Origin of the sequence: Streptomyces sp. NPDC001796, assembly GCF_042892355.1 — a bacterium.
Classification (GTDB): domain Bacteria; phylum Actinomycetota; class Actinomycetes; order Streptomycetales; family Streptomycetaceae; genus Streptomyces.
Window position 1 is genome coordinate 173,994 of the sequence record NZ_JBIAUC010000008.1, and the last position, 25,576, is coordinate 199,569.

General features: G+C 71.7%; 23 protein-coding genes. 12 read left to right on the forward strand and 11 right to left on the reverse strand.

Going from position 1 to position 25,576, the window contains the following annotated elements:
- Nucleotides 1-17: 17 nt before the first annotated feature.
- Nucleotides 18-2,441 (reverse strand): SpoIIE family protein phosphatase, encoded by a 2,424-nt coding sequence (locus ACFYZE_RS18795; protein WP_388994835.1) that lies wholly within the window; start codon nt 2,439-2,441, stop codon nt 18-20.
- Nucleotides 2,442-2,709: 268 nt separating this feature from the next.
- Nucleotides 2,710-4,137 (reverse strand): S1 family peptidase, encoded by a 1,428-nt coding sequence (locus ACFYZE_RS18800; RefSeq protein ID WP_388994838.1) that lies wholly within the window; start codon nt 4,135-4,137, stop codon nt 2,710-2,712.
- A 661-nt stretch (nt 4,138-4,798) separates the two neighbouring features.
- Here ACFYZE_RS18800 and ACFYZE_RS18805 point away from each other — a divergent pair.
- The 4 genes from ACFYZE_RS18805 to ACFYZE_RS18820 all read left to right on the forward strand — a co-directional run bounded on the left by ACFYZE_RS18805 (nt 4,799) and on the right by ACFYZE_RS18820 (nt 10,963).
- Entirely contained in the window at nt 4,799-5,014 is a 216-nt protein-coding gene (locus tag ACFYZE_RS18805) for a type A2 lantipeptide (protein WP_388994841.1), read from the forward strand.
- A gap of 92 nt (nt 5,015-5,106) precedes the next feature.
- Nucleotides 5,107-5,913 (forward strand): HlyD family efflux transporter periplasmic adaptor subunit, encoded by an 807-nt coding sequence (locus ACFYZE_RS18810; protein WP_388994844.1) that lies wholly within the window; start codon nt 5,107-5,109, stop codon nt 5,911-5,913.
- Entirely contained in the window at nt 5,910-8,144 is a 2,235-nt protein-coding gene (locus ACFYZE_RS18815) for an NHLP family bacteriocin export ABC transporter peptidase/permease/ATPase subunit (RefSeq protein WP_388994847.1), read from the forward strand. The genes ACFYZE_RS18810 and ACFYZE_RS18815 overlap by 4 nt, the downstream gene beginning before the upstream one ends.
- Nucleotides 8,145-8,146: 2 nt before the next feature.
- Nucleotides 8,147-10,963, forward strand: a complete 2,817-nt coding sequence (locus ACFYZE_RS18820; RefSeq protein WP_388994850.1) for an NHLP bacteriocin export ABC transporter permease/ATPase subunit — start codon at nt 8,147-8,149, stop codon at nt 10,961-10,963.
- A gap of 4 nt (nt 10,964-10,967) precedes the next feature.
- On the opposite strand, the gene ACFYZE_RS18825 is transcribed toward ACFYZE_RS18820, so the two are convergent.
- Entirely contained in the window at nt 10,968-11,498 is a 531-nt protein-coding gene (locus ACFYZE_RS18825) for an SRPBCC family protein (RefSeq protein ID WP_388994854.1), read from the reverse strand.
- Nucleotides 11,499-11,504: 6 nt separating this feature from the next.
- A complete protein-coding gene (locus ACFYZE_RS18830; RefSeq protein ID WP_388994857.1) occupies nt 11,505-11,846 on the reverse strand; it encodes an ArsR/SmtB family transcription factor in 342 nt (113 codons plus the stop codon).
- A 190-nt stretch (nt 11,847-12,036) separates the two neighbouring features.
- Between ACFYZE_RS18830 and ACFYZE_RS18835 the strand changes: the two genes are divergently transcribed.
- Complete coding sequence (locus ACFYZE_RS18835) at nt 12,037-12,117, forward strand: hypothetical protein (RefSeq protein ID WP_388995294.1); 81 nt, start codon at nt 12,037-12,039, stop codon at nt 12,115-12,117.
- Between the two features lie 54 nt (nt 12,118-12,171).
- On the opposite strand, the gene ACFYZE_RS18840 is transcribed toward ACFYZE_RS18835, so the two are convergent.
- A complete protein-coding gene (locus ACFYZE_RS18840; RefSeq protein ID WP_388994860.1) occupies nt 12,172-12,654 on the reverse strand; it encodes a VOC family protein in 483 nt (160 codons plus the stop codon).
- Between the two features lie 122 nt (nt 12,655-12,776).
- Between ACFYZE_RS18840 and ACFYZE_RS18845 the strand changes: the two genes are divergently transcribed.
- From ACFYZE_RS18845 to ACFYZE_RS18855, 3 genes are all read left to right on the forward strand, one after another.
- The gene (locus ACFYZE_RS18845) at nt 12,777-13,976 is read left to right on the forward strand and encodes an epoxide hydrolase family protein (protein ID WP_388994863.1); all 1,200 of its coding nucleotides are present in this window, start codon (nt 12,777-12,779) and stop codon (nt 13,974-13,976) included.
- 112 nt (nt 13,977-14,088) lie between these two features.
- Nucleotides 14,089-14,727: a ClpP family protease gene (locus ACFYZE_RS18850; RefSeq protein WP_388994866.1), complete on the forward strand. Its 639-nt coding sequence runs from the start codon at nt 14,089-14,091 to the stop codon at nt 14,725-14,727.
- Nucleotide 14,728: 1 nt separating this feature from the next.
- Nucleotides 14,729-15,331: a ClpP family protease gene (locus tag ACFYZE_RS18855; RefSeq protein ID WP_388994868.1), complete on the forward strand. Its 603-nt coding sequence runs from the start codon at nt 14,729-14,731 to the stop codon at nt 15,329-15,331.
- 69 nt (nt 15,332-15,400) lie between these two features.
- Here ACFYZE_RS18855 and ACFYZE_RS18860 read toward each other — a convergent pair whose 3' ends face one another.
- Nucleotides 15,401-15,832 (reverse strand): helix-turn-helix domain-containing protein, encoded by a 432-nt coding sequence (locus tag ACFYZE_RS18860; protein WP_388994871.1) that lies wholly within the window; start codon nt 15,830-15,832, stop codon nt 15,401-15,403.
- A 222-nt stretch (nt 15,833-16,054) separates the two neighbouring features.
- Between ACFYZE_RS18860 and ACFYZE_RS18865 the strand changes: the two genes are divergently transcribed.
- Nucleotides 16,055-17,341, forward strand: a complete 1,287-nt coding sequence (locus ACFYZE_RS18865; protein WP_388994873.1) for a streptophobe family protein — start codon at nt 16,055-16,057, stop codon at nt 17,339-17,341.
- Between the two features lie 20 nt (nt 17,342-17,361).
- Here ACFYZE_RS18865 and ACFYZE_RS18870 read toward each other — a convergent pair whose 3' ends face one another.
- On the reverse strand, nt 17,362-17,772 hold the full coding sequence (locus ACFYZE_RS18870; RefSeq protein ID WP_388994876.1) for a hypothetical protein: 411 nt from the start codon (nt 17,770-17,772) through the stop codon (nt 17,362-17,364).
- A gap of 366 nt (nt 17,773-18,138) precedes the next feature.
- Here ACFYZE_RS18870 and ACFYZE_RS18875 point away from each other — a divergent pair, with 366 nt between their 5' ends.
- Nucleotides 18,139-18,528 (forward strand): nuclear transport factor 2 family protein, encoded by a 390-nt coding sequence (locus ACFYZE_RS18875; protein WP_388994879.1) that lies wholly within the window; start codon nt 18,139-18,141, stop codon nt 18,526-18,528.
- Nucleotides 18,529-18,563: 35 nt separating this feature from the next.
- Here the strand turns inward: ACFYZE_RS18875 and ACFYZE_RS18880 are convergent, their stop codons facing one another.
- The gene (locus tag ACFYZE_RS18880) at nt 18,564-21,095 is read right to left on the reverse strand and encodes an ATP-dependent Clp protease ATP-binding subunit (RefSeq protein ID WP_388994882.1); all 2,532 of its coding nucleotides are present in this window, start codon (nt 21,093-21,095) and stop codon (nt 18,564-18,566) included.
- 356 nt (nt 21,096-21,451) lie between these two features.
- Nucleotides 21,452-22,444, reverse strand: a complete 993-nt coding sequence (mgrA, locus tag ACFYZE_RS18885) for an L-glyceraldehyde 3-phosphate reductase (RefSeq protein WP_388994884.1) — start codon at nt 22,442-22,444, stop codon at nt 21,452-21,454.
- Between the two features lie 126 nt (nt 22,445-22,570).
- Here mgrA and ACFYZE_RS18890 point away from each other — a divergent pair, with 126 nt between their 5' ends.
- Entirely contained in the window at nt 22,571-23,470 is a 900-nt protein-coding gene (locus ACFYZE_RS18890; RefSeq protein ID WP_388994887.1) for a LysR family transcriptional regulator, read from the forward strand.
- Between the two features lie 57 nt (nt 23,471-23,527).
- A complete protein-coding gene (locus tag ACFYZE_RS18895) occupies nt 23,528-24,043 on the forward strand; it encodes a DUF664 domain-containing protein (protein WP_388994890.1) in 516 nt (171 codons plus the stop codon).
- Here the strand turns inward: ACFYZE_RS18895 and ACFYZE_RS18900 are convergent.
- Entirely contained in the window at nt 24,025-25,095 is a 1,071-nt protein-coding gene (locus tag ACFYZE_RS18900; RefSeq protein ID WP_388994893.1) for an adenosine deaminase, read from the reverse strand. The two genes, ACFYZE_RS18895 and ACFYZE_RS18900, sit on opposite strands and share 19 nt — an antisense overlap.
- A gap of 50 nt (nt 25,096-25,145) precedes the next feature.
- Nucleotides 25,146-25,538 (reverse strand): VOC family protein, encoded by a 393-nt coding sequence (locus tag ACFYZE_RS18905; protein WP_388994896.1) that lies wholly within the window; start codon nt 25,536-25,538, stop codon nt 25,146-25,148.
- Nucleotides 25,539-25,576: the final 38 nt, after the last annotated feature.

Here is a 25,576-nt window from a genome sequence, read left to right on the forward strand (position 1 = left end):
CCAGGGTGTCATCGAGGTCAGGCCTGTGCGTCGGCCGGCGAGTGCTCCAGGACGATGTCCGCCCACACCTGCTTGCCGCCGCTGACCGGGAGCGTCCCCCAGGTGTCGGACATGGCCTCGACGAGCACGATGCCACGGCCGCCCGTCGCCTCCCAGCCGATGCTGGTCGGCTTGACGGGCGTGCGCGGTGAGGAGTCGGCGACCGCGACGCGTAGCCGGTGGTTGGACAGGGTGAGGTCGAGCCGGACCTGGCCGTCGGTGTGGACGAGCGCGTTGGTGACGAGTTCGGAGACGACGAGGAGCACCGTGTCGGTCTCCTCCGGCACGCCCCAGGAGCGCAGGGTGCGCCGGGTGAAGCGGCGGGCGTGCCGGACCGCTTCGGGAACGCGCCACACCGTCCAGCTCTCGCGCAGCGGGAGCATCGCCATGCCGTCGTAGCGCACCAGGAGCAGCGCCACGTCGTCGCTCCGGTTCGCCTCGGCGAGCAGGGCGTCCGCGACGAGCCCGAGGTGCGCGGGGTCTGCGGCGGAAAGCTCGCCGGCGATCCGCGCGAGGCCGTCCTCGATGTCCAGGTCGGCGGACTCGACCAGGCCGTCCGTGGTGAGGGCGATGACCGTGCCCGCCTGCAGCCTGAGCGGGCTCATCGGGTAGTCGGCCCGGGTGACGACCCCGAGGGGCGGTCCGCCCTCCGCTTCGGTGATCTCGGTGCTGCCGTCCGGGTGGCGCAGCAGGGGCGGGAGATGCCCGGCGCGGACGTACCAGGCGGTGCCCTGCTCCATGTCGACGTCGACGTAGCAGCAGGTCGCGAAGAGGTCCGACTCCATGTCCACGAGGAGCCGGTTGGCGTGCGAGACGACGACGTCCGGGGGATGGCCCTCGGCCGCGTAGGCGCGCAGCGCCGTCCGCATCTGGCCCATCAGGGTGGCCGCGCCGGCGCTGTGGCCCTGGACGTCGCCGATGACGAGGGCGACGTGGTTGTCGGGCAGCGGGATCACGTCGTACCAGTCGCCGCCGAGCTCCAGACCCGCGGTGGTGGGCAGATAGCGGGCGACGGCGACGGCTCCGGGCAGCGCGGGCAGGCGGCGCGGCAGGAGGGCGCGCTGGAGCATGCCGATCAGCTCGTGCTCGGCGTCGAAGGCGTGGGCGCGCATGAGCGCCTGCCCGGCGAGACCGGCGACGGCGGTGAGCAGGGCGCGTTCGTCGGGGCCGAAGTCGTGCGGGCTGTCCCAGCCGACGAGGCAGGCGCCGGCCATGCGCCCGCCGGCGGGCAGCGGCAGCACGGCGAGACCGCCGGGGCCGACCTCGGCGAGCGCGGGTTCCAGTGGGGTGCCGGCGGGCCAGATCGCGGCGCGGCCTTCCCTGAGGGCCGTGGCGAGGGTCGGCATCGCGCGGACGGGTGCGTCCGGCCACTCCGAGCGCCACTCGGTGCGCCACAGCTCCGGCCAGGCCTCAGGTTCGGGCGGGTCCAGGACGGTGACGACGAGGCGGTCGGACTCCAGCTCGGCGAGGGCGATACGGTCCGCCCGCAGAGGGCCCCGCAGGGCGGTGACCACGGCCCTGCTGACGTCGCGGACGGTGCCGGCTGTGGCGAGGGCGGCGGCGAGCCGCTGGATGCGGGTGACGTCGCTGACGCCGGGGCGCAGTTGGGACGCGTCGGTGACCGTGCCGACGAGCCGGACCGGGTGCCCCTCCCCGGCGGGCTGCAGCCGTCCGCGCAGCCGCAGCCACCTCGGCTCGCCGGAGGGCTGGAGGATGCGGAACTCAAGTTCCCGGTCGCCGATGGACATGTGGTCGGCCTCGACGACGGACATCACGGAGGGCAGGTCCTCCGGAACGGTCCGGGCCAGCAGGGTCTCGACACGACCGTCGAACTCGCCGGTTTCGATGCCGAACAGCCCCAGCATCTCGTCGTCGACCTGCACCCGGCCGCTGTCCATGTCGAGCGAGAAGGAGCTGCCGGGCAGCCCACCGGTGTCGGCCGCGCCCGGAGGCGGGCAGGTGATGGCCTCGGCGAACAGCTTCAGGCACGCGCGGTCGTCGGTGTCGAAGCCCTCCGGGCCGTCGCTGACGGCGGCCAGGCATCCGCCTCCGCGCAGCGGCAGGACGGCCAGCGAGAAGTCCTGGGCGGGCATCCGGCGCGCGTCGGCGCAGCGGCCGATGTCCTCCGGGGTGAGCCACTGCGCCTGCCCGGAACGATGCACCTCGGCGGCGGGGGCCGTGCCGGAGAGGGAGTAGGTGTCGCGCAGCCCGTACAGCGCCCGCGGCACGCCGGCCGACTCGGTGAGGGTCAGCTGGTCGCCGCCCTCTTCCGGACTGTAGACGACGGCGAGAGTGGCTCCGGTGAAGACGAGCACCTGTTCGAGCACACGTCGCAGACGCTCGCGCGGGTCGAGATCCGCCGCGAGCGTCTTGAGGGCAAGTTCCGCGCGCAGCGTTCTCATTCTGCGTCCCGCAGTGCCCTCACTGCCCACCCTGCCATTAGAGCGCGTCCCGGACGCTCGCGCAGCCCCTGTGAGCGCGCGGACCGACGGCTCGCGGATGCGCGGTGGAGCGGGCGTGGGGGACGGCGCGCCCGCCACGGAGGGTGACGGGCCGCCCACGGGACGCGTGGGCAACCCTGCGGACACGCCAGGAGACGGAGCGGTCCGGCCCTCCCGCCGGAGGGCCGGACCGTTCCACTGACCGGGGGGAACCGCGGTTGCTTCCCGGTCAGTGGCTCGACACCAGTCCGGAGCCGTCGCCCACGCTGCTGCCCGACTGGTCACCGACGTTGCCGGACTGGTCGGCTGCCCCGCCCGACTGGTCACCAGGGCTCGCCGACTGCTGACCGGCACCGCTCTGGTCACCCGCACCAGCGCCGGCGCCGCTCTGGTCACCCGCACCGGCGCCGGCGCCGCTCTGGTCGCCGGCACCCTGCTGGCCACCCGGGCTCGCCGACTGGCCACCCGCGCCCGCACCGGCACCGTTCTGGCCGCCGGCGCCGCCCGCGCCGCCGGCACCGAGCGTCGCGCCGGTCGCCTGCAGCGCCGTGGTCACCGGCTGGAAGAAGGTCTCGCCGCCGGTGGTGCAGTCGCCGCTGCCGCCCGAGGTCAGACCGATCGCGCTGCCGTCCTGGGTGAACAGCGAGCCTCCGCTGTCACCCGCCTCGGCGCAGACGTTCGTCTGGATGAGCCCGGTGACGGTGTCGACGCCGCCCGGGTTGGTCTCGCTCTGGAAGTTGACGGTGGCGTCGAGCCCGGTGACGGTTCCGTCGTGCAGCCCGGTGGTGCTGCCCATCCGGAAGACCTGCTGGCCCACCACCGCGTCCGCGGCCTGGGTGATCTGGACCGTCTGCCCGTTGCCGACATTGACCTCACTCGGGGCTTGGGTGTTCGGGTCGTCGTACTTGACGAGGGAGAAGTCACCGTTGCCCGGGAAGGTGGCCTGGTCGACGGTGGCGATCGGCCGGCCGTTCTGGGAGTCGGACCACTGCTTCGCCGCGACTCCGCAGTGACCGGCCGTCAGGAAGGCCGGGCTGCCGTCGCCGGCGGTGACGTTGAAGCCGAGGGAACAGCGGACGCCGCCGCCGTTCGCCTGCGCGAAGATGGCGTCGCCGCCGGACACGAAGGTCTTGAAGGTGCCCGCCGACTTCTTGACGGTCGCCACGCCCGAGCCGAGGCTCCTGACCGTCGACTGGAGCGTGTTCCACTTGGAGCCGGTGACCGTCCTGTCGGCGGTGACCCGGATCTCGTTGGTCCTGGGGTCGACGGCCCACGCGGTGCCGGGGATCGTCGCCTTGGTCCGCAGCGTCCTGGCGGCGGCCTGGAGCGTGGCGGTGCTGTTGTGCACCTGGTTGGGGACCGCGCCCGCCTTTCTCACGGTGTCGACGACCTTGCTGTCGCCGCCGACGACGTTGACGACGACCTGCTGCTTTGCGGCGTTGTAGTAGGAGCCCGCGAAGGCATCACCCAACTGCGATGCGAGCTGCTTGGCGACCAGCGAGACATCGGCCGACTTGAACGTCTTCGGCGTGTCGCCCGACGCCGAGTCCGTCTGGGACGCGTTGGCGTTGGGCAGCAGAAGGGCCGCAGCTCCGAGCGCCGCCACGCTTCCAACCGCGATCGCGGCCTTGCGCTTGGGTATGCGTTTGTGACTCAACTCTCGACCTCCTGGGGACGGGGTCCGTTGCCGCCGTCCGGCAGCTGACTGGCGCCTGGATGCCAGTTGATACGCGCGCGTCCGGTGGGGTGTTCAACCGACTTTGCAACTGGCCGAGTTGGCGTATGCGAAAGCGTGAAATAGGTGGCAAAGGCACCTGTCGAGCCCGGCCGGGCTGAAGAACCGACTCACCGAGGGGCCGTGGACACAGCGCGCTACCAGCCGGTAACTCTCGGTTCGTCACGCTCGGCCGAATCCTGGCTTCAGGGAATCTGCACATCGAATGCGCAAGCGGGTCACCATGTGCGACGGATCTGCACAGACGCACACCGCTCGCCGCGTCATTGAACCCGGACTGTCCCATTCCTTGTCGGGGTGGCAAGAGGTCGTGCGCGACGATGCCGCGCGGCATGTGAAGAAGTCGGCCCCAAGACGTGCGCACGCCTGCACGGATCGGCGCATCGGAACGTCAATTGCCCAGGTGAGAGCGGTGGTTGATTGGAACCGCCGCACGCCGCCGTGCTTTGATCCGTTGCACCGCGGGGGCCACCCCAGGGGTCCCGGCAACGGGGTGCCCGGCGCTCGCGGATCGCGGCCGACCGTCTGTCCCCAGAAGGGGCCGCTCCCCCTTGTGACTATCCATACGAAGGGAAGTTCCATCATGAACTCCACCCCCCGGGTTGAGACCGCCGAGATCTCGGACGCCGAGCTCGACGCCGTGTCCGGTGGCCTGCAGATCAACGCCGTGGGCACCGCGACCGGCCTGGTGGACGGCATCGCCCCGGTTTCCGGCCTGGTCGGCACGGCCGTCGGCACCGTCGAGGGTGTCACCGGCCTGAACACCGCCCCGGTCACGAACCTGGTCGCCGGTCTCTGATCGCACCCCTGTACCGCTGAGTCCCGGAACCGCTCCCCGGTTCCGGGACTCTCGGATGCCGTGAATCTTCTGGAGTAGGTGAGGGAAGTTCCGTGCAGTTCCGCCAGCAGGCCCTCGCCAAGCTGCAGTCGCCCGAGGAGCTCGATCTCCCGGTGCGCTTCGCCCGCCCCCAGGGCTGGCTGGTCCTGGCCGTGACGGTGGTCGCCATGGCCGCCGCGTCGGTGTGGGCCGTCACCGGCTCGGTGGCCTCCACGGTCAGCGCGCCCGCCATCCTCACGCACGCTGAGGGCAGTTACCTCCTGCAGAGCCCGGTGGCCGGACAGGTCACCGCGGTCCTCGCCGAGCAGGGCGAGCGGCTGCCCGCGAACGCGCCCGTGATCAAGGTCCGTACGGAGCAGGGCGAGTCGGTGGTCCGCACGGTCGCCGCGGGCCGTATCACCGAACTCGCCGCCACGATCGGGCAGATCATCCGCACCGGGGCGAACGTCGCCGCGGTGGAGAAGGTGGAGCACGCCTCCGACCCGCTGTACGCGACGGTGTACGTGCCCGCCGAGAACGCCGCGTCGATTCCCGCGAACGCCGCCGTCGACCTCACCGTCCAGTCGGTGCCGGCCCAGCAGTACGGCGTGTTGCGCGGCCATGTGAGGTCCGTCGACCGCACGGCCCAGTCGGCTCAGCAGATCGCCGCGTTCCTCGGGGACGACCAGTTGGGCGAGCAGTTCACCAAGAAGGGTCGCCCGGTGGCCGTGCTGGTGCGGCTCGACACGTCGTCCGGCACGAAGAGCGGCTACAAGTGGTCGTCGGCGGACGGCCCCCCGTTCCCCCTCTCCTCCATGACCCTGGCCACGGGTTCGATCCGCATGGCCGATCAGCGTCCCGTCGATTGGCTCCTGCCGTGACCGCTCCCCAGGACACCCTGCCCCCGGTGCGGGGCAGACGCCGTGCCGCGCCGCCGAAGCGCACCGTGCCCAAGTCCCGGCGCAAAACGGTCCGCACGCCCACCGTGCTGCAGATGGAGGCCGTCGAATGCGGCGCCGCCTCCCTGGCGATGGTGCTCGGCCACTACGGCCGGCACGTCCCGCTGGAGGAGCTGCGCATCGCCTGCGGTGTCTCCCGGGACGGCTCACGAGCCAGCAACCTCCTCAAGGCGGCCCGCAGTTACGGTCTGACGGCCAAGGGCATGCAGATGGACACGGCCGCGCTCGCCGAGGTGAACGCGCCCGCGATCCTGTTCTGGGAGTTCAACCACTACGTCGTCTACGACGGCATGGGGCGCCGTTTCGGCCGCCGGGGCGTGTACGTCAACGACCCGGGCAAGGGCCGCCGTTTCGTGCCGATGGAGGACTTCGACACGAGCTTCACCGGGGTAGTCCTCGTGATGGAACCCGGCGAGGGCTTCACCCGGGGCGGCCGCAGGCCGGGCATCCTGGGCGCGATGCCGGCCCGGCTGCGCGGCACGGCGGGCACCCTGCCCGCCGCGGTCCTGGCGAGCCTGCTCCTGGTGATGGTCGGCGCCGCGCTGCCCGCGCTGAGCCGCACGTACATCGACATGTTCCTGATCGGCGGACAGACTTCGCTGCTGGGCGTGCTGTTCACGTCGATGACGGCCTGTGTGCTGCTGACGGTGGTGCTCACCTGGTTGCAGCAGGCGAACCTGCTGCACGGCCGGATCATCTCCTCCACGCTCTCCAGCGCCCGTTTCCTGCGGCATCTGCTGCGGCTCCCGGTGACGTTCTTCGCCCAGCGCAGCCCCGCCGACCTGGTGCAGCGTCTGCAGTCCAACGACGCGGTCGCCGAGACCCTGGCCCGCGACCTCGCTGCGGCGGGCGTCGACGCGATCGTCGTGGTGCTGTACGCGGTGCTGCTGTACACCTACGACCCGCAGCTGACGTTCGTCGGCATCGGGGTGGCGCTGCTGAACGTGGTGGCGATGCGGGTCGTCGTACGGCTGCGGGCGACCCGTACGGCGAAGCTGCGCGCGGACACGGCGCGGCTGACCAACACCGCCTACACCGGCCTGCAGCTGATCGAGACGATGAAGGCGACCGGCGGTGAGGACGGCTACTTCCGCAAGTGGGCCGGCCAGCACGCCACGACCCTGGAGGAGCAGCAGCGGCTCGGTGTGCCGAGCGCCTGGCTGGGTGTGGTCGCGCCGACGCTCGCCACGCTCAACAGTGCGCTGATCCTGTGGATCGGCGGCCTGAGGGCGGTGGAGGGGCACATCTCGGTGGGTCTGCTGGTCGCCTTCCAGGCCCTGGTGACCCGGTTCACCGCACCGCTGACACGTCTGAACGGGGTCGCGGGCCGCATCCAGGACTTCGCCGCCGACGTGGCCCGCCTGAAGGACGTGGAGAGCTTCCAGGCCGACCCGCTCTACGGCCGCTCGGGCGGCGGCGCGTCGACGCGCCGGCTGCACGGCCATGTGGAGCTGGAGAACATCACCTTCGGCTACAGCCCGCTCGACAAGCCGCTGCTGAGCGGCTTCAGCCTGACTGTCGGCCCGGGCCAGCAGGTGGCACTGGTCGGTGGCTCGGGCAGCGGCAAGTCCACGGTGTCCCGGCTGATCGCCGGCCTGTACGCGCCCTGGGAGGGCGAGATCCGTATCGACGGGCAGCGTCTGGAGGACATTCCGCGCGGCGCGCTCGCCGCCTCGGTCTCCTTCGTCGACCAGGAGATCTTCCTCTTCGAGGGCACGGTCCGCGACAACGTGGCCCTTTGGGACCCGTCGATCCCGGACGACGCCGTGGTCGCCGCCCTGCGGGACGCGGCCCTGTACGACGTGGTGATGCGCCGCCCGGGCGGTATCCACAGCCGGGTGGAGCAGGACGGACGGAACTTCTCCGGCGGGCAGCGCCAACGCCTGGAGATCGCACGGGCGTTGGTGCGCGACCCCAGCATCCTGGTGCTCGACGAGGTGACCAGTGCGCTGGACGCGGAGACCGAGCAGACCGTGATCGACAACCTTCGCAAGCGCGGCTGCGCCTGCGTGGTGATCGCGCACCGGCTGAGCACGGTGCGCGACAGTGACGAGATCGTGGTGCTCCAGCACGGCACGATCGTGGAACGCGGGCGGCACGACGCCCTGGTGGCGGCCGGCGGCGCGTACGCCGAGCTGGTCAGGGAGCGGTGAGGATGACGGCGGTGCACGAGGGCGACGTCGTCCTGGGCGCGCTGGGGGCGATGGGCGCCCCCATCGACGGCTCGGGCCTGAGCCGGCTCGACCTGGAGGGGCCGCAGGTGCTGTGGCTCGTGGCGTCCGGCGCGCTGGACCTGTTCGCCGTCGACGCGGCGGTACAGGGCCACTGGCACCACCTGGGCCGTCTGGAGCCGGGCTCCCTGCTGCTCGGCCCGGTCGCGGGGCCCCAGCACACCCTGGTCGCCCGGCCGGTGCGCGACTGCGTGGTGCGCCGTATCCAGTTGCGCGAGCTGTACCAGCAGGCCGACACCCAGACCTGGTCGTACGACGAGTACGGCAACCCGCAGTACGTACCGCCGACGACGAGTCCCCTGGAGTACGCCCTGGCTCTCGGTGTCGGCCGGAGCCTGTCGATCCTGTTCCAGGCGCCGATGGCCACCGAGCGGGCCGCCGACATCACCGACGACGACGTCTTCTGGATGCAGGTGCCGCCGGGCAGCGTCCAGTACGGCTCGCTGTACGGGGCGGAGGCCGCGGCCGACCTGCTGATGGACCCTGCCGTCTGGCAGGGCATGGTCGACCAGCAGTACCGCCTCCTGGCCACCCTGGACAGGTGGATCGAGCAACTGGAGCGCACCCACGAGACCCGTACCGCGGCCGGTATCAAAGCGGGCGAGGCGGTCCGTGCCCAGGCCGACCGGACGCTGCTGGCGTCCATCGGGAAGTCCTCGCAGCGGCGCACCACGGCCGCCGACGCCGACGCCACCTACGCGGCGTGCGGACTGGTGGCCCGCGCGGCCGGCATCACCCTCGCCGAACCCACGCGGAGCGGCGCCGAGAGCGACCGCCTGGACCCGGTGGAGCGCATCGCCGTCGCCTCCCGTGTCCGCACCCGGGCGGTACGGCTCGACGGGCGCTGGTGGCACGAGAACGTCGGCCCGCTGGTCGGTCACCGGGCCCTGTCGGGCGCGCCGGTGGCGCTGCTGTGGCGGCGCGGCGGCTATGTCGCCGTGCACCCGTCGTCGGGGCGCGAGACACCGATCGAGAAGGCGAACGCGGCGGAGTTCGCGCCCCGGGCCGTGATGTTCTACCGCCCGCTGCCCGACCAGCGCCTCAGTCCGCTCAGGCTGCTGCGGTTCAGCATGCGCGGCATGAGCGGGGATCTGGTCAACCTGCTGATCGGTGGACTGGTGACCGTCGCGATCGGCGCGCTGGTGCCGATCGCCACCGGCAAGGTGCTCGGCGAGTACGTGCCGAAGGCGCAGGAAGGGCTGATCGTCCAGGTCTGCCTCGCCCTCATGGTCACCGGAGTGGTGGCGGCCGCCTTCATGCTGCTGGAGAACCTGACCATCCTGCGCCTCGAGGGACGGATCGAGGCGACCCTCCAGCCCGCGGTCTGGGACCGGCTGCTGAGGCTGCCGACGAAGTTCTTCGCCGAGCGGTCCACGGGCGAGCTGGCGAGCGCCGCGATGGGGGTCAGTGCGATCAGGCGGCTCCTCGCCGGAGTCGGGCCCACGGTGGCCCAGTCGGTGACGGTCGGCGCGATGAACCTGGGGCTGCTGCTGTGGTACAGCGTGCCCATGGCCATGGCCGCCATCGGAATGCTCGTCGTCATCGCCGCCGTCTTCCTCGGGCTCGGACTGTGGCAGGTGCGCTGGCAGCGGCGGCTGGTGCAGCTCAGCAACAAGCTGAACAACCAGGCGTTCCAGACCCTGCGCGGCCTGCCCAAGCTACGGGTGGCGGCGGCCGAGAACTACGCCTACGCCGCCTGGGCACGGGAGTTCGCGCGCAGCCGCGAACTCCAGCAGAAGGTGGGCCGGATCAAGAACCTGACCACGGTGCTGGGCGCGGTGTATCTGCCGCTGTGCTCCCTGCTGCTGTTCATGCTGCTGGCGGGGCCCGCGAAGGGTGCGTTGTCGGCCGCCGACTTCCTCACCTTCAACACCTCGATGACCATGCTGCTCACCTCGGTCACCCAGCTGACCGGCGCGTTCGTGTCGGCGGTGGCCGCGCTGCCGCTGTTCGAGGAGATCAGGCCGGTGCTGGACGCGACACCCGAGGTGCGCACGGCGAGCACCCGGCCGGGGGTCCTCTCCGGGGCGATCGAGGCGCGCAGGCTCTCGTTCCGGTACGCCGACGACGGTCCCCTGGTCCTCGACGACGTCTCCTTCGAGGTGAAACCGGGCGAGTTCGTGGCGATCGTGGGGCCGAGCGGTTGCGGCAAGTCGACGCTGCTGCGTCTGCTGATCGGCTTCGACAAGCCCGTGTCCGGCAGCGTGCTCTACGACGGTCAGGACCTCTCGGCGCTCGACCAGTCGGCGGTGCGCCGTCAGTGCGGGGTGGTGCTCCAGCACGCGCAGCCGATGAACGGGTCCATCCTGGACGTCATCTGCGGCACCGAGCCGTACACCCCCGAGGAGGCGATGGCGGCGGCCGAGATGGCGGGCCTGGCCGAGGACATCCAGCGGATGCCGATGGGGCTGCACACCATCGTCCAGGGCAGCGGCGCGATCTCGGGCGGCCAGCGGCAGCGGCTCATGATCGCCCAGGCGCTGATCCGCCGACCGCGCATCCTGTTCTTCGACGAGGCGACGAGCGCGCTGGACAACGAGACGCAGCGCAAGGTCATCGAATCCACCCGCGCCCTGAACGCCACCAGGATCGTCATCGCCCACCGCCTGTCCACGGTGCTGGACGCGGACCGTGTCATCGTGATGGAGGACGGCAGGATCGCCCAGCAGGGCCCGCCCTCCCGGCTCCTCGCCGACACGACCGGCCGGCTGCACGAGCTGGTGCGGCGGCAGATGGCGTGAGCGCTCAGACCTCGGCGCCGGGGACGGGCGCGCCCGAGGGGACCCCGGCGTCGACGTAGCCCTCGTAGTACTCCTTCCAGGGTGCCGACAGCCCGGCGTGCGGGCCCTCGAAGCGTTCGCCGCGGGCCTTCGCGTCCAGGGCGGAGAGGCACACCTCCCAGCCGGCGCCGTTGCGGGCGGCGGTGTTCCGCTCGCTCAGGACGTTGGTGAGCGTGAAACGGGTCCGCTTGTCGTCCAGCGCCTCCAGGTCGAAGCGCAGTTCGTCACCGCCCCACGCGAAGGACAGGTGCCGGGGCGCGTCCACGGCCCGGACCGTGCCGGTGGACTCGGGCATGTTCGGGTCCCCGCTGAACCGGACCGTTCCACCGGGGCGCAGGTCGAACTCGGCGCGGGAGGGGAACCACTGGGCGAGTTCGCCGGGATCGGTGACGAAGCGCCACACACGGTCGATGGGGTGGTCGTAGACGCGGCTGAAGCGGACTGCGGGACGGCCGTCGTCGAGGGTGAGGTACGTGCCGGTGAGGTCGGCGGGCATGGCGGATCAGTCCTTCGCGGGGGGTTCGTCGACGTCGTCCGACGTCTCGTCGAGGCGCCGCCCCAGCGCGTCGAGGCTGCTGTTCCACAGCTTGCGGTAGGGGGCGAGCCAGGCGTCGAGCTCGGCGATCGGCGCCGGGTCGAGGGCGTAGACACGGCGCTGTGCGTCCTGGCGCACACGCACCAGGCCCGCCTCGCGCAGCACCTTCAGGTGCTTCGACGTGCTCGGCTGGCTCAGACCGCACGCCTCGACGATCTCACCGACGGCCCGCGGCCGCTCCAGGAGCAGGGCGACGATGACCCGTCGGTGGGGATCGGCGAGGGCCGTCCAGAGGGAGGCGTCGGACACTCTCTGAATATGCCTCTCCAGTTATATTCCTGTCAAGGAATAGGCGCGGTGGCGCCCGCGTGCACGGGTTCGAACGGTCCGCCACCCGTGGATCGGACGGCCGCAACGCGAAGGTGACCGTGAGCCGCGGAACTTCGGCAACCGCATCCGCGCCGGGTACATCGGCAGGTCGCAGTACGCCGACCCGCATCTGAAGGGAGCGGTCGACGACTTCCGGGTGTACGGGCGCGCCCTGAACGCCGACGAGGTGACGGCGCTGGCACAGGCGTAGCCGGGGCGGCCGGCTCACCCCGTCACCGGTGGGCCGGCCGTCGCCCCGCGGTGGCTACTCGCCCGCGTACGCCTTCTCCAGGGCGGCGATGTCGAGCTTGCCCATCGACAGCATCGCGCGCGTGGTGCGGGCCGCCTTCTCCTGGTCCGGGTCGCCGACCATGTCGAGGAGCCCGTCGGGGATGACCTGCCAGGACACGCCGTACTTGTCCTTGAGCCAGCCGCAGGGGCCCGGCTGGCCGCCGCCCTCGGTGAGCCTGGTCCAGTAGTAGTCGATCTCCTCCTGGTTCTCGCAGTAGATCTGGAAGGAGATCGCCTCGTTGAACGTGAACTGGGGTCCGCCGTTCAGCGCGACGAACTTGTGGCCGTTGGCCGTGAAGTCGACGGCGATCACGGAACCGGCGGGGCCGGGGCCGGCCTCCGTGTAGCGGCCGACCTGCCCGATGCTGGAGTTCTTGAAGATCGACACGTAGTGGTGCGCGGCGTCCTCGGCCTGGCCGTCGAACCAGAGACAGGTGGTGAATCCCTCGGTGGCCATGTGTACCTCCTGGAGTGTGGAAGCGGTCACCTGTGCAGACCGATCCTCGCCCCGGAACTCATCGGCTGAGCCGCGGATCAATCCGTGTCGCGGTCCAGGCGGCCGGAACTAGCATCACGGCCATGACGTCATCGCCCGCCGAGAGCATCCGGCCCTTCCGTCTCGCGATCCCCCAGAGCGACCTGGACGATCTCCACGACCGGCTGGACCGCACCCGCTGGCCCGACGAGCTGCCCGGTGCGGGGTGGGCGTACGGGGTGCCCCGCGACTATCTGAAGGAGCTCGTACGGTACTGGCGCCACGACTACGACTGGCGGGCCGCCGAGGCACGGCTGAACGCGTGGCCGCAGTTCACGACGGAGATCGACGGCGCACACGTCCACTTCGCCCATGTGCGCTCCCCCGAGCCGGACGCGACCCCGTTGATCATCACGCACGGCTGGCCGGGCTCGATCGTGGAGTTCCTCGACGTGGTCGGGCCGCTCACCGACCCGGCCGCCCACGGGGGCGATCCGGCCGACGCGTTCCATGTGGTGGTGCCCAGCATTCCGGGGTTCGGTCTGTCCGGGCCGACCCGGGACACCGGCTGGGAGGCGGGCCGGGTCGCCGACGCATGGGTGGAGCTGATGGACCGGCTCGGCCATCGGCGATTCGGAGCACAGGGTGGTGACTGGGGCTCGGCGATCTCGCGCGAGCTGGGACGTGCCCACCCGGAGCGGGTGATCGGTGTCCATCTGAACCTGCTTCCCGGTGCGCAGCAGACCACCGAGCCCACCGCCGAGGAGCTGGCCGCGCTGAGCCCCGAGGAGCGGGAGCGCACGCTCACCTCGTGGCGCCGGTGGGACGCGTGGCTGCGCGAGGGCGCGGGCTACGCGATGCTGCACGCCACCCGGCCGCAGACGCTGGCGTACGCGCTCACCGACTCGCCCGTCGGCCAACTCGCCTGGATCGTGGAGAAGTTCCGCGAGTGGACGGACTCCGAGAAGCTGCCCGAGGAGGCCGTCGACCGGGACCTGCTGCTGACCAACGTGATGCTGTACTGGCTGACCGGGACCGCCGGTTCGTCGTCCCGGATCTACTACGAGCGGGCGCACACCACGGGCCGGGCCGCCGCGCCGGCCGAACCGTCGACCGCGCCGACCGCACTGGCGGTCTTCCCCGCCGAGATCCAGATCCCGCTGCGGCACAGGGCGGAGCGTACGGAGAACATGGTGCGCTGGACGGAGTTCGACCGGGGCGGGCACTTCGCGGCCATGGAGGAGCCGGACCTGCTGGTGGAGGACGTACGGGCGTTCTTCCGGCAGCTGCGCGAGCACAGCTGAGCCGTGGCCTCTGCCCACGGCGAATCTGCGGCGGGCAGAGAAACCGCATCGGGGGATCTCCCGAGGTCAAGAGTGGAGTCGACGGCATCCACGCCACCGACAAGGAGACCCGATGACTCCACTCACCACGCTCGCGCCGCGGGCGGAGGAGGGCGACACCACGCCCAGCCGCTTCGACGACCACCTCGCCGCACAGCTGCTCGCCCAGCGGATCGTCTTCCTCGGCACTCAGGTCGACGAGGTGTCGGCCAACCGGGTGTGCGCGCAGCTGCTCCTGCTGTCGGCGGAGGATCCGCGTACCGACATCAGCCTGTACATCAACAGCCCCGGCGGATCGGTCACCGCGGGGCTCGCGATCTACGACACGATGCGGCTCATCCCGAACGACGTCTCGACGCTGGTGATGGGGTTCGCGGCGAGCATGGGGCAGTTCCTGCTCACCGTCGGGACGCGGGGCAAGCGGTTCGCGCTGCCGAACGCACGGATCATGATGCACCAGCCGTCGGCGGGCATCGGCGGCACCGCCGCGGACATCGAGATCCAGGCGGAGAACCTTCAGTTCACCAAGAAGGCCATCGAGCGGATCACCGCCGAGCACACCGGGCAGAGCGAGGAGACGATCGCTCGGGACGGCGATCGGGACCGCTGGTTCACGGCCGAGCAGGCCAGGGAGTACGGAATGGTGGACCGGGTGGTGGAGTCGCTCGCCGACGTCCGCCCGGCCGCGTCGCGCCGACGGATGGGGCTGTGACATGGGGTCGTACACGGTTCCGTACGTCATCGAGCGGACCGCGCAGGGTGAGCGGTCCTACGACGTCTTCAGCCGGCTGCTCAACGAGCGGATCATCTTCCTCGGTACCGAGATCGACGACGGGGTCGCCAATGTGGTCATCGCGCAACTCCTGCACCTGGAGTCGTCGAATCCCGAGCACGAGATCTCGATCTACCTCAACTCGCCCGGAGGATCGTTCACTTCCCTGATGGCGATCTACGACACGATGACGTTCGTGCAGTCGCCGATCTCCACGTTCTGCGTCGGCCAGGCGGCCTCCACGGCAGCGGTGCTGCTGGCGGGCGGAGATCCCGGACGGCGGTTCGTGCTCCGGCACGCGCGGGTGCTGCTCGGCCAGCCGGCCAGCGGCGGACGGCAGGGCACGGTCTCCGACCTCAGCCTCGCGGCCAAGGAAATGGTCCGCATCCGCTCCCAGGTGGAGGAGGTCCTGTCCCGTCACACCCACCACGACGTGGCGACGCTGCGCGCCGACATGGACCGGGACAAGGTGTTCACCGCCGAGGAGGCCGTCGCCTACGGGCTCGCCGACGAGGTGCTGAGCCGACGGCTCGCGTTCGTCTGAGCCCGGAGCGGCCGGAGCCGGAGGCCGGTACGGCAGGGCGCGCCCCCGCCGTGCCGGCCCTCGGTCCGGTCAGGCGGCGAGGCAGAGGCCGTCGTACTGCGCCGTCGGCGACCTGCGGCCCCTGCCCACCCCGCTCCGGGCGTACCGGGCCAACTCGTCCTGGGCGAGCGAGAGCAGGTCGGCGAGGCCGAGCCCCAGGGCCTGGGCGGCGGCCGCGAGAACCTCGGAGGAGGCCTCCTTGCGGCCTCGTTCCAGTTCGGACAGGTACGGCATCGAGATCCGGGCCGCCTCCGCGACGTCCTTCAACGTGCGCTCCTGGGCGAGCCGCTCGCGCCGCAGCACATCACCGACGAGGTCACGCCACAGGGGCTCCTTGGGCGCGGGTGGCTGCGGGGCCCCCGCCGGTCGCTGCGGGGTGCGGGGCGCCCCACCGGAGCGGGGCGGCGCGGTCTGCGGGCGCAGGGGGATGACGCGGGCTTCGTTCGGCGCATGAGTGCTCACCCCTTCAGCCTAGGGATCCGGGGCGCCACGGGAAGGGAGCGCCGTTCTGCCCTGGGTGAAGCCGCCCGGCCGTGCGGCCGGGCTGGTGGCGGAAGTTGACGGGTGCCGCGGCCCTGCCGTCGACCGATGCGGCCGTCGACGCGCTCGGGGAGGAGACCGATGCGCTCGGGGAGGAAGTGGCGTGGCCGTGCGAGGCGCCGTGGGGCTGCCTAGCGTGGCAGTGTGAGCGCCACGAGCCCGCCCGGCCGGGCCGCCACCCGCACCGGCGGCCCGGCACTCGTACCGCACGGATGGGTGCGTGCCGGCGTCACCGTGCTGGCCGGGCTGGTCGTCATGGGCGCGCTCGCCGCGCTCGGGCTGTGGGCGGCCGGCGGCAGCGACATCCCGGAGGGCGGGTTCCCCCGCGTGGTCGTGGCCGTGGTCGTCGTCGCGGTCGGCGGCAGTGTGAGGCTGGCGGGCGACGCCGGCGTGCTGGCCGGCACACGGGCGGGGCTGACGGTGATGCCGCTGTCGGTGACGCTGGCCGGGGGGCTGGTGCTCGCCACGGGATTCCTGCGCCCGCTGCGGCAGCGGGCCGTCGCGAGCGGGCGTGAACTGGCGGGCTGGGCCGGGCGGATCGCCGTGCTGTGGCTGGCGGCACTCGTCGGCCTCGCCCTGGCGGCCCGCCAGACCTTCGCGGTCCCGCTCGGCACCGGAACCATCGGCGACATCGGCAGCCTGTTCGGGATCTCCCCGAGGATCGGCTTCGTCACGGACCTGTGGCCGACCGTGCTGTTCGGTCTGCTTTGGCTGGCGGGCGTGCTCGTCCTCGCCCTGCTGGTGTCACGAGGTGCGCCGCTGCCGGCCCGGCTGTTGCGCTTCCAGGAGTCGGTGCGGCCCGCCGCCTACGCCATGGTGGCCCTGCTGCTCGCCTGCGTCGCCCTGGGCGCCGTCGTGGCGCTGGTGGCGGCGGCGGCCCGCGGGCATCCCGCCGAGACGTTCGCGCTGGTCCTGCTGGGCCTGCCCAACCTGGTGTGGCCGGTGCTCACCCTCGGCATGGGCGCAACCTGGCACGGCCGGGTGGACGGGCCGTTCGGGCTGCCCGTGCCGCATCTGCTCGACGAGGTGCTGCGGACTCCGGACATCTCGACGCTGAACCTTCGTGCGCTCGCCCGGTACGACGGCCGGGTGTGGTGGCTCGTGGCCGTGGACGCCGTGCTGCTGATCGCCGCCGGGTTCGTGCTGGCGGCCCGCTCACCGGCGTGGATGCGGCCGTGGCGGCACGCCGTGCACATGGCGGTCGCGCTGGTGGCGGCGGTTCTCGCCGTCTGCCTGCTGTGCCGGGTATCGGCGCACTACGGCCTGTCGCTCATCGGGGTCGGCGACCTCGGCGGCGGGCTGTCCGGCGTGTTGTTCCTGAGACCCCGGCCGGGGACGGCGCTGGGCCTCGCCATGGTGTGGGGACTTGCGACCGGTTTCGCGGGCGGGCTGCTCGCCCAGGGGGTGCGGCGACGCGGCGAGGTTCCGTGACGCGGCGCCCCGGCCTTCGGTCAGGCCACCGGGGTGGACAGCGCGGGCACGAACCGCTGCATCCGCAGCGCGTCCACGGACTCGGTGAGCAGTTCGTACTCGGTGGTGTCGTCACTGACGGCGACACGGACCAGCCGTCCGGCCGCCAGCTCCTCCGCCACCCTCTCCTGCTGCCCGACGTCCTTGCACCAGGCGCGCAGGACGGCCGGCACGTCCGGGACCGTGTCGGCGACGGGGACGATGGAGTTCGGCGGGAACAGCGGGCTGTCGGGGTCCGGGTCGAGCCGTTCGGCGATCCAGGAGGCACGGTCGCGCATCCACCACAGGGCGAGGGCCAGGGTCGGTGCGCGGTAGGTGCCGAGGGGGACGCCGACCCGTTTCCCTCCGCAGATGCCGTATGCCGTGACATGGCACAGGAACTCGTCGTGCACGATCGCTCCCCCCGTGCGGTGCTCGGTGCCGGATCGGCCCGTGGTGCCTTGCGTTCGCTCGCTGTGCACGTGGGCGTCCCGCTGTCCGCGCGGTAGCGCTTTCTATCGTGACCCGGGTCACCCGCTCCTTCGAGTATCGCCACTCCTGACCCTCTGTCACCATGCGATTTCAGCCAGTCTCCTGGCATATTCACGGCCGCTTCTGGCGCAAACGAGCCACCTCCGCCCGGTGTGCTCACGCTTACCCGGGAGGTAATCGACGCCCCCACGTGTGCCCGGGCATGGTTGCGGTGTCGGATCCCACCGGGCACCCCCCGGGATCCGGCCCCTGACCAGCGCATGTGACCTCGATGGAGGCTGATCGCCATGACCGCAGAGAACAACCGCTACGAGTCCGCCGTCGCCCGCTACTTCGAGGCGTGGAACACCCGTGACGACCAGGCGCTGGCCAAGGCGGTCGCCGCCGCCTGGGCCGCGGACGGAACCTACACCGACCCGCTGGGCGACGTCAGCGGCCACGAGCAGATCGCGGCCGTGATCGCGGGCGCGCACACCCAGTTCCCGGGGTTCTCCTTCCGGCTCACGGGCGCGGTCGACGGGCACCACGACCTCGCCCGCTTCTCCTGGGAGTTGGTGAGCGACGCGGACGGTTCGGCGCCCGTCGCCGGCTCCGACGTGATCACCCTGGACGGCGAGGGGCGCATCCGCAGCGTGCACGGGTTCCTGGACCGCGTCCCCGAGGGCGCGGCGGGTTAGGGGTCTTTCGTTTGGATCAGGCCGGGCTCGCGGCGCTAGGAAATGGGTCCGGGCCAGCTCGGAGGCTCCTCCTCGGTGTCCTGCAGGCTGCCGCCCGGCGCTCCCTGTTCCTGGGCCGCCGCCTTCGCCTGGAGGCTCAGGCTCAGTTCACCGTCCACGACGTCGACGACGACGGTGTCACCCGGGTTGAGCGTGCCGTCGAGCAGCATGTTCGACAGCCGGTTGTCGAGTTCGGTCTGGATGGTGCGGCGCAGCGGCCGCGCCCCGTACTCCGGCTGGTAGCCGCGGTTCGCCAGCCACTCCTTGGCCGTCTCCGTGACCTCCAGGCCGATCTGCTGGGCGTGCAGCCGGCGCCGGCTGCCGTCCAGGAGCAGGTCGACGATCCGCACCAGGTCCCGGCGGCCCAGGGCGTGGAAGACGATGACCTCGTCGATCCGGTTGAGGAACTCCGGGCGGAAGTGCGCCTGGAGTTCCGCCATCAGGTCGTCCCTGATCTCGTCGATGTCGCCATGGTGGTCGAGGATGTGCTTGGAGGCGATGTTGCTGGTCATGATGACGACGGTGTTGCGGAAGTCGACCGTGCGTCCCTGCGCGTCGGTGAGCCGTCCGTCGTCCAGGACCTGCAGCAGCAGGTTGAACACGTCGCGGTGGGCCTTCTCCACCTCGTCGAACAGCACGACGCTGTACGGCTTGCGGCGCACCGCCTCGGTGAGCTGGCCGGCCTCCTCGTAGCCGACGTAGCCGGGCGGGGAGCCGATGAGCCGGGAGACGGTGTGCTTCTCCTGGAACTCGCTCATGTCGAAGCGGATCATGCGGTCCGGGTCGCCGAAGAGCAGGTCCGCGAGCGCCTTGGCGAGTTCCGTCTTGCCGACGCCGGTGGGGCCGAGGAAGAGGAAGCTGCCGGTGGGCCGGTTGGGGTCGCCCATGCCGGCCCGGCCGCGGCGCACGGCCTGGGCCACGGCCGTGACCGCGTCGTCCTGGCCGACGACCCGCTCGTGCAGGACCTCCTCCAGCTTCATCAGCCGGTCGCGTTCGGTCTCGGTGAGCTGGGAGACCGGAATACCGGTGCGGGCGGAGAGGACTTCGGCGATGTCGTCGGGGGTGACGCTGGGCGTGGGTGCTCCACCCTCGCCGATCGAGGCCAGCCGGCCCTCCAACTCCGTGATCTCCCGCTTGAGTCGGCTCGCGCGCTCGAAGTCCTCGGTGCTGACCGCCTCGTCCTTCTCCCGGCGCAGCCGGGTGAGCCGGTCCTCGAGGTCCGCGGCCTCCGCGGAGTCCCCCACGCTGCGCAGTCCGACCCGGGCCCCGGCCTGGTCCATGAGGTCGATGGCCTTGTCGGGCAGGAAGCGGTCGCTGATGTAGCGGTCGGAGAGGGCCGCCGCGGCGTCCAGCGCCTCGTCGGTGTACCGGACCTGGTGGTGGGCCTCGTAGGCGTCGCGCAGCCCGCGCAGGATCTCCACCGTCTCCTCGACGGTGGGTTCGGGCACCATGACGGGCTGGAAGCGGCGCTCCAGCGCGGCGTCCTTCTCGATGTGCTTGCGGTACTCGTCGATCGTGGTGGCGCCCACCACACTGAGGTCGCCGCGGGCGAGGGCGGGCTTGAGGATGTTGCCCGCGTCCATGGAGCCCTCGCCGGTGCCGCCGGCGCCTACGACCGTGTGCAGTTCGTCGATGAAGAGGACGACGCTCTTCTCGGCTCCCGTGACCTCGTCGATGACCTTCTTCAGCCGCTCCTCGAACTGGCCCCGGTACTGCGACCCGGCCACGAGCCCGGCGAGGTCGAGGGCGACCACGCGGCGGTCCTTCAGCGCCTTGGGGACCTCCCCCGCGACGATGCGCTGGGCCAGCCCTTCGACGATCGCGGTCTTGCCGACGCCCGGGTCGCCGATCAGCACCGGGTTGTTCTTCGTGCGGCGGGAGAGGACCTCGATGGTCTGCTCGATCTCGGCCGCCCGGCCGACCACCGGGTCGAGGTGTCCGGCGCGTGCCTCGTCGGTGAGGTCGCGCCCGTACTCGTCGAGCGTCGGTGTGTCGGGGTGCCCGCCCGTGTCCCGTCCCTGCCGGGGCGCGCCGCCGAGTGCGCCCGGCGTGGCTCCCTCGGCCCTCAGGGTCCGGCCCAGCGGGGAGCGCGGATCGTCCAGGAGCGCGGCGAGGATGTGCTCGGGGCCGATGTAGGAGGCGCCGGCCGCCTGGGAGCGGGCGTGCGCCGCGAGCAGGGCGCGTTTGGCCGCCGGTGTCAGCGCGGGCTCACCGGTGCCGGTCCCGGAGGGCAGGGATTCCCGCAGGTCGCCGGCGAGCTTGTCAGGATCGGCGCCCGCCTGCTCCAGCGCCTGGCGCGCGGCCGGCACCTGGGTCGCGGCCCACAGCAGATGGACGGTGTCGAGATCGGACCCGTCCTCGGCCGCCCGTGTGCCGGCGGTGGCGAGCAACTCGTGCGCGGAGTCGCTGAGGAGTCGTCCGATGGGGACGCGTTGGACGGCCGGCGGTGAGGTCGCCGGGCTCATGCCGAAGAAGCGGTTGAAGAGTTCGGAGAACGGGTCTCCTGACCCGAAGGGTGAGATCGTCACGGTGAACCACCCGTCCGCGGCCGACACGGCCGCGTCGCCCGCCGTAGTCGATTGCCCGTACCTTCCCAGTCTTGGACATGCGGAACGGCCCCTCAACCGCAGGGGCTGCCGCGGCACCGGGGCGATTGGGAAACGGGATGCGGGGGTACCCGGCGTCGACGCTCAGCGGCAGTTGCCCGAGGAGACGAGGCCTCCGGGCGGGCCTGGCGCCGCGCCCCGGGAGTCCTCGGACACGTGCTCGGCCGGAGGCCGGCGCCCGGCTCCGGGAGCTAGGGGAACCCCACGGCTTGATCGCCGGACGGCCGTGTGGCCGCGGCGGCAGGGTGACACCTGCCGCCGGGCGCCTCGTGGTCACCTCACTGTTGGACGAGCGCGTCGATCCGCGCCAGTTCCTCCGCGTCGAAGTCGAGGTTGCCGATCGCCGCGACACTGTCCTCCAGCTGCTGCGGGCTGCTCGCGCCGACCAGGGCGGACGTGACCCGGCCGCCGCGCAGCACCCAGGCCAGGGCCATCTGGGCCAGGGACTGGCCGCGGGACTTGGCGATGTCGTCGAGGGCGCGCAGCCTGCCCACCAGCTCCTCGGTGACCGCGTCGGAGTCGAGGAACGGGCTGTCGCTCGCCGCGCGCGAGTCCTCCGGGATGCCGTCGAGGTAGCGGGCGGTGAGCAGGCCCTGCTCCAGCGGCGAGTAGGCGATGGAACCGACCTGGAGTTCGTCCAGGGTGTCCAGCAGCCCGTCGTCCTCGGGACGGCGGTCCAGCATCGAGTAGCGGGGCTGGTGGATCAGCAGCGGGGTGCCCAGCTCGCCGAGGATGCGGGCGGCCTCACGGGTCTGCTCCGGGGAGTAGTTCGAGACGCCGACGTAGAGCGCCTTGCCCTGCTGGACCGCCGAGTGCAGGGCGCCCATCGTCTCCTCCAGCGGAGTGTCGGGGTCCGGGCGGTGCGAGTAGAAGATGTCGACGTAGTCCAGGTCCAGCCGCTTCAGGCTCTGGTCGAGCGACGACAGCAGGTACTTGCGCGAGCCCCACTCGCCGTACGGCCCGGGCCACATCAGATACCCGGCCTTGGTGGAGATGACCAGCTCGTCGCGGTACGGCGCGAAGTCCGCCTTCAGCGCCTCGCCGAGCGCGGACTCGGCGGCGCCGGGCGGCGGGCCGTAGTTGTTGGCCAGGTCGAAGTGCGTGACACCGAGGTCGAAGGCGCGGCGCAGGATGGCGCGTTGGGTGGCGACCGGGCGGTCCGGGCCGAAGTTGTGCCACAGGCCGAGCGACAGCGCGGGCAGCTGCAGGCCGCTGCGTCCGGTGCGGCGGTAGGGCATGGCCTCGTAGCGGTCGGGATGGGCGGTGTACAACGCGACTCCAGTGGGGTTGGCGCACGGGTGAGCGGTTCCGGGGAACCGGTCACCACTCTCGCCCTGCCTGCGGGCAGTGGTCCAACAGAAGAATCCGATGGAATTCAGCGGATACGCTTCTCAATCATGGAACTGCGCCACCTCCAGCACTTCGTCGCGGTCGCCGAGGACCAGCACTTCACCCGGGCAGCGGAACGCCTCATGGTGTCCCAGTCGGGCCTGTCGGCGTCGATCCGGGCGCTGGAGCGGGAGCTGCGGGCCCCGCTGTTCGTGCGCACCACCCGCCGGGTGACCCTGACGGAGGCCGGGCGCGCCCTGCTCGGCGAGGCTGAGCGGATCCTGGCACAGGTCAGGGCGGCGCACGAGGCGGTGGCCGCGGTGCAGGGCGTCCTGCGCGGCACGCTGGCGCTCGGCACCGAGCAGTGCATCCCGGGAGTGCATGTGGCCGGGCTGCTCGCGGCGTTCCGGCGGCGTCACCCGGATGTGGAGATCCGGCTGCGGCAGGCGGGTTCGGGCGTGCTGGCCGAGGAGGTCGCCGCCGGACGGCTGGACCTGGCCTTCGCCTACCGCCCGCAGGCGGACACCGACCAGCTGCGGTCCGTGTCGCTGACCAGCGAGTCGATGACGGTGCTGTGTCATCCGGACCACCGTCTGGCGTCGCGCGGAGCGGTGCTCACGCCTGAGGATCTGGGCGGGGAGGTCTTCGTGGACTTCCATCCGGACTGGGGGCCGCGCCGCACCACCGACGCGGCGTTCTCCGCGGCGGGCATACGGCGCACGGTGGCCCTGGAGGTCAACGACGTGCACAGCCTCCTCGACCTGGTCGACGAGAACCTGGGCATCGCCGTCGTACCCCGGCACTTCCGGCACAAGCGTCCCTCGCTGACCGCGCTCCCCCTCAAGACCGCGGCCGGGCCGGAGTACGAGACCGTCGCCCTGCTGCCACCCGAGCGGGCCACCGGGCCGGCGGCCCGGGCGCTGATCACCCTGCTCGATGTCGAGGGCCTGGCGTCACCACCTCCGTGACGGGGACGCGAGCCGGCTGCGCACGCATGACGGGCGGCGATGCGCGATGGTGGAGCCATGCATGCCAAGGACATCCTCATCGACGGTTACGGCCGCATCCAGGAAGAAGTCCACGCCGCCGTCGACGGCCTGGATCCGGACGACCTCAACGCCCGGCCAACCGCCGACACCAACTCCGTCGCCTGGCTCGTCTGGCACCTCACCCGCGTCCAGGACGACCATGTCGCCGACGCCTTCGACCGCGACCAGGTGTGGCTGTCACAGGGCTGGGAGAAGCGTTTCGGCCTCGATCTGCCGCGCCACGACACCGGGTACGGGCACAGCCCCGCGAAGGTCGCCAAGGTCCGGGTCGACACCGGTGACCTGCTGACCGGGTACTACGACGCCGTGCACGAGCAGACGGTTCAGGCCCTGCGGGAGCTGGCCGCCAAGGACCTCGAGCGCATCGTCGACGAACGCTGGGACCCGCCGGTCAGTCTCGGCGTACGGCTGGTGAGCGTCCTGTCCGACGATCTGCAGCACGTCGGACAGGCCGCCTACGTACGGGGGCTGCTTCAGAGCGCGGCCTCGTAACCGGGCAGGACCACGTCCCGGATGAGGGCGTTGCGCTCGTCGAACGGGATGAACGCGCTCTTGATCGCGTTCACCGTGACGGTGCGCAGGTCCTCGAGGGTCCAGCCCGCCTCTTCGACCAGCAGGGACATCTCCCGGGTCATCGTCGTGCCGGAGACCAGACGGTTGTCGGTGTTGAGGGTGACCCGGAAACCGAGGTCCTTCAGGGCGGTGATGGGGTGCTCGGCGATCGAGGTGGCGGCGCCGGTCTGGAGGTTGGAGGTCGGGCACATCTCCAGGGCGACACGGCGGTCGCGCACCCAGCCGGCCAGGCGGCCGAGCTTTCCGTCCACGATGTCCTCCGTGATGCGGACGCCGTGGCCGATGCGCTGGGCGCCGCAGACCTGCAGGGCCTGGTGGATGCTGGGCAGGCCGTGCGCCTCGCCGGCGTGGATGGTGAAGGGGACGCTCTCGCGGCGCAGGTGCTCGAAGGCGGCCAGGTGGTCGGCGGGCGGGAAGCCGTCCTCGGCGCCGGCGATGTCGAAGCCGAGGACACCGGCGTCCCGGTAGGCGACGGCCAGGTCGGCGATCTCACGGGTCCGGTCGAACATGCGCATGCCGCACAGCAGCGTGCCGACGCGCACCGGGGTACCGGCGGCCGCCGCCTTCGCCATGCCGGCCGCGAGCCCCTCCTGGACGGTCTCGACGACCTCGTTCAGGGTCAGCCCGCCCTTGACCATCAGCTCGGGGGCGTAGCGCACCTCGCCGTAGACGACGCCGTCCCCGGCGAGGTCGAGGACGTACTCCTCGGCGGTGCGCAGCAGGCCCTCGCGGTTCTGCATCACCGCGAGGGTGTGCTCGAAGGTGGCTATGTAGCGCACCAGGTCGCCGGAGTTGGCGGCGTCGTAGTACCAGGCGGCCAGTTCTCCGGGGTCGGTGGTGGGCAGGGTGTGCCCGACCTCCCGGGCGAGCTCGACGACGGTCGCGGGGCGCAGGCCGCCGTCGAGGTGGTCGTGCAGGACGGCCTTGGGCAGGCGGCGGAGAGTGTCGGTGTCGATGCGCGGGGCGGTCATGTGCGGTGGTTCCTCGACGGGTTGTTCTTCAGGGGGATCGGCCGGGGGGACTACTCGGCGGGCTGGAGCAGGTCCCAGCGGTTGCCGTACAGGTCCTGGAAGACGGCGACCGTGCCGTACGGCTCGTGTCGCGGCTCCTCCACGAAGGTGACGCCGGCGGCGGTCATCCGGGCGTGGTCGCGGGCGAAGTCGTCGGTGTGCAGGAAGAAGCCCACGCGCCCGCCGGTCTGGTCACCGACCCGGCCGCGCTGTGCCTCGTCCTTGGCCCGGGCGAGCAGCAGCCCCGTGCCGTGGCCTTCTGCTCCGGGATCGACCACGACCCATCGGGACCCGTCGCCGCGTGGCTCGTCGGCCACGAGCCGGAACCCCAGGGCGTCGGTGTAGAAGCGGATCGCGGTGTCGTAGTCGTCGACGACGAGGGTGACCAGGGCGATGCGTCTCATGGGGCCTTCCGGGTGCGGCGTGCGGCGCGGGACCACAG

Bases quoted from the DNA above. Each gene is read 5' to 3' on its own strand.
- ACFYZE_RS18795 (WP_388994835.1), bottom strand. From the start codon at position 2,441: ATGAGAACGCTGCGCGCGGAACTTGCCCTCAAGACGCTCGCGGCGGAT.
- ACFYZE_RS18805 (WP_388994841.1), top strand. From the start codon at position 4,799: ATGAACTCCACCCCCCGGGTTGAGACCGCCGAGATCTCGGACGCCGAG.
- ACFYZE_RS18820 (WP_388994850.1), top strand. From the start codon at position 8,147: ATGACGGCGGTGCACGAGGGCGACGTCGTCCTGGGCGCGCTGGGGGCG.
- ACFYZE_RS18825 (WP_388994854.1), bottom strand. From the start codon at position 11,498: ATGCCCGCCGACCTCACCGGCACGTACCTCACCCTCGACGACGGCCGT.
- ACFYZE_RS18840 (WP_388994860.1), bottom strand. From the start codon at position 12,654: ATGGCCACCGAGGGATTCACCACCTGTCTCTGGTTCGACGGCCAGGCC.
- ACFYZE_RS18845 (WP_388994863.1), top strand. From the start codon at position 12,777: ATGACGTCATCGCCCGCCGAGAGCATCCGGCCCTTCCGTCTCGCGATC.
- ACFYZE_RS18850 (WP_388994866.1), top strand. From the start codon at position 14,089: ATGACTCCACTCACCACGCTCGCGCCGCGGGCGGAGGAGGGCGACACC.
- ACFYZE_RS18855 (WP_388994868.1), top strand. From the start codon at position 14,729: ATGGGGTCGTACACGGTTCCGTACGTCATCGAGCGGACCGCGCAGGGT.
- ACFYZE_RS18875 (WP_388994879.1), top strand. From the start codon at position 18,139: ATGACCGCAGAGAACAACCGCTACGAGTCCGCCGTCGCCCGCTACTTC.
- ACFYZE_RS18890 (WP_388994887.1), top strand. From the start codon at position 22,571: ATGGAACTGCGCCACCTCCAGCACTTCGTCGCGGTCGCCGAGGACCAG.
- ACFYZE_RS18895 (WP_388994890.1), top strand. From the start codon at position 23,528: ATGCATGCCAAGGACATCCTCATCGACGGTTACGGCCGCATCCAGGAA.
- ACFYZE_RS18900 (WP_388994893.1), bottom strand. From the start codon at position 25,095: ATGACCGCCCCGCGCATCGACACCGACACTCTCCGCCGCCTGCCCAAG.
- ACFYZE_RS18905 (WP_388994896.1), bottom strand. From the start codon at position 25,538: ATGAGACGCATCGCCCTGGTCACCCTCGTCGTCGACGACTACGACACC.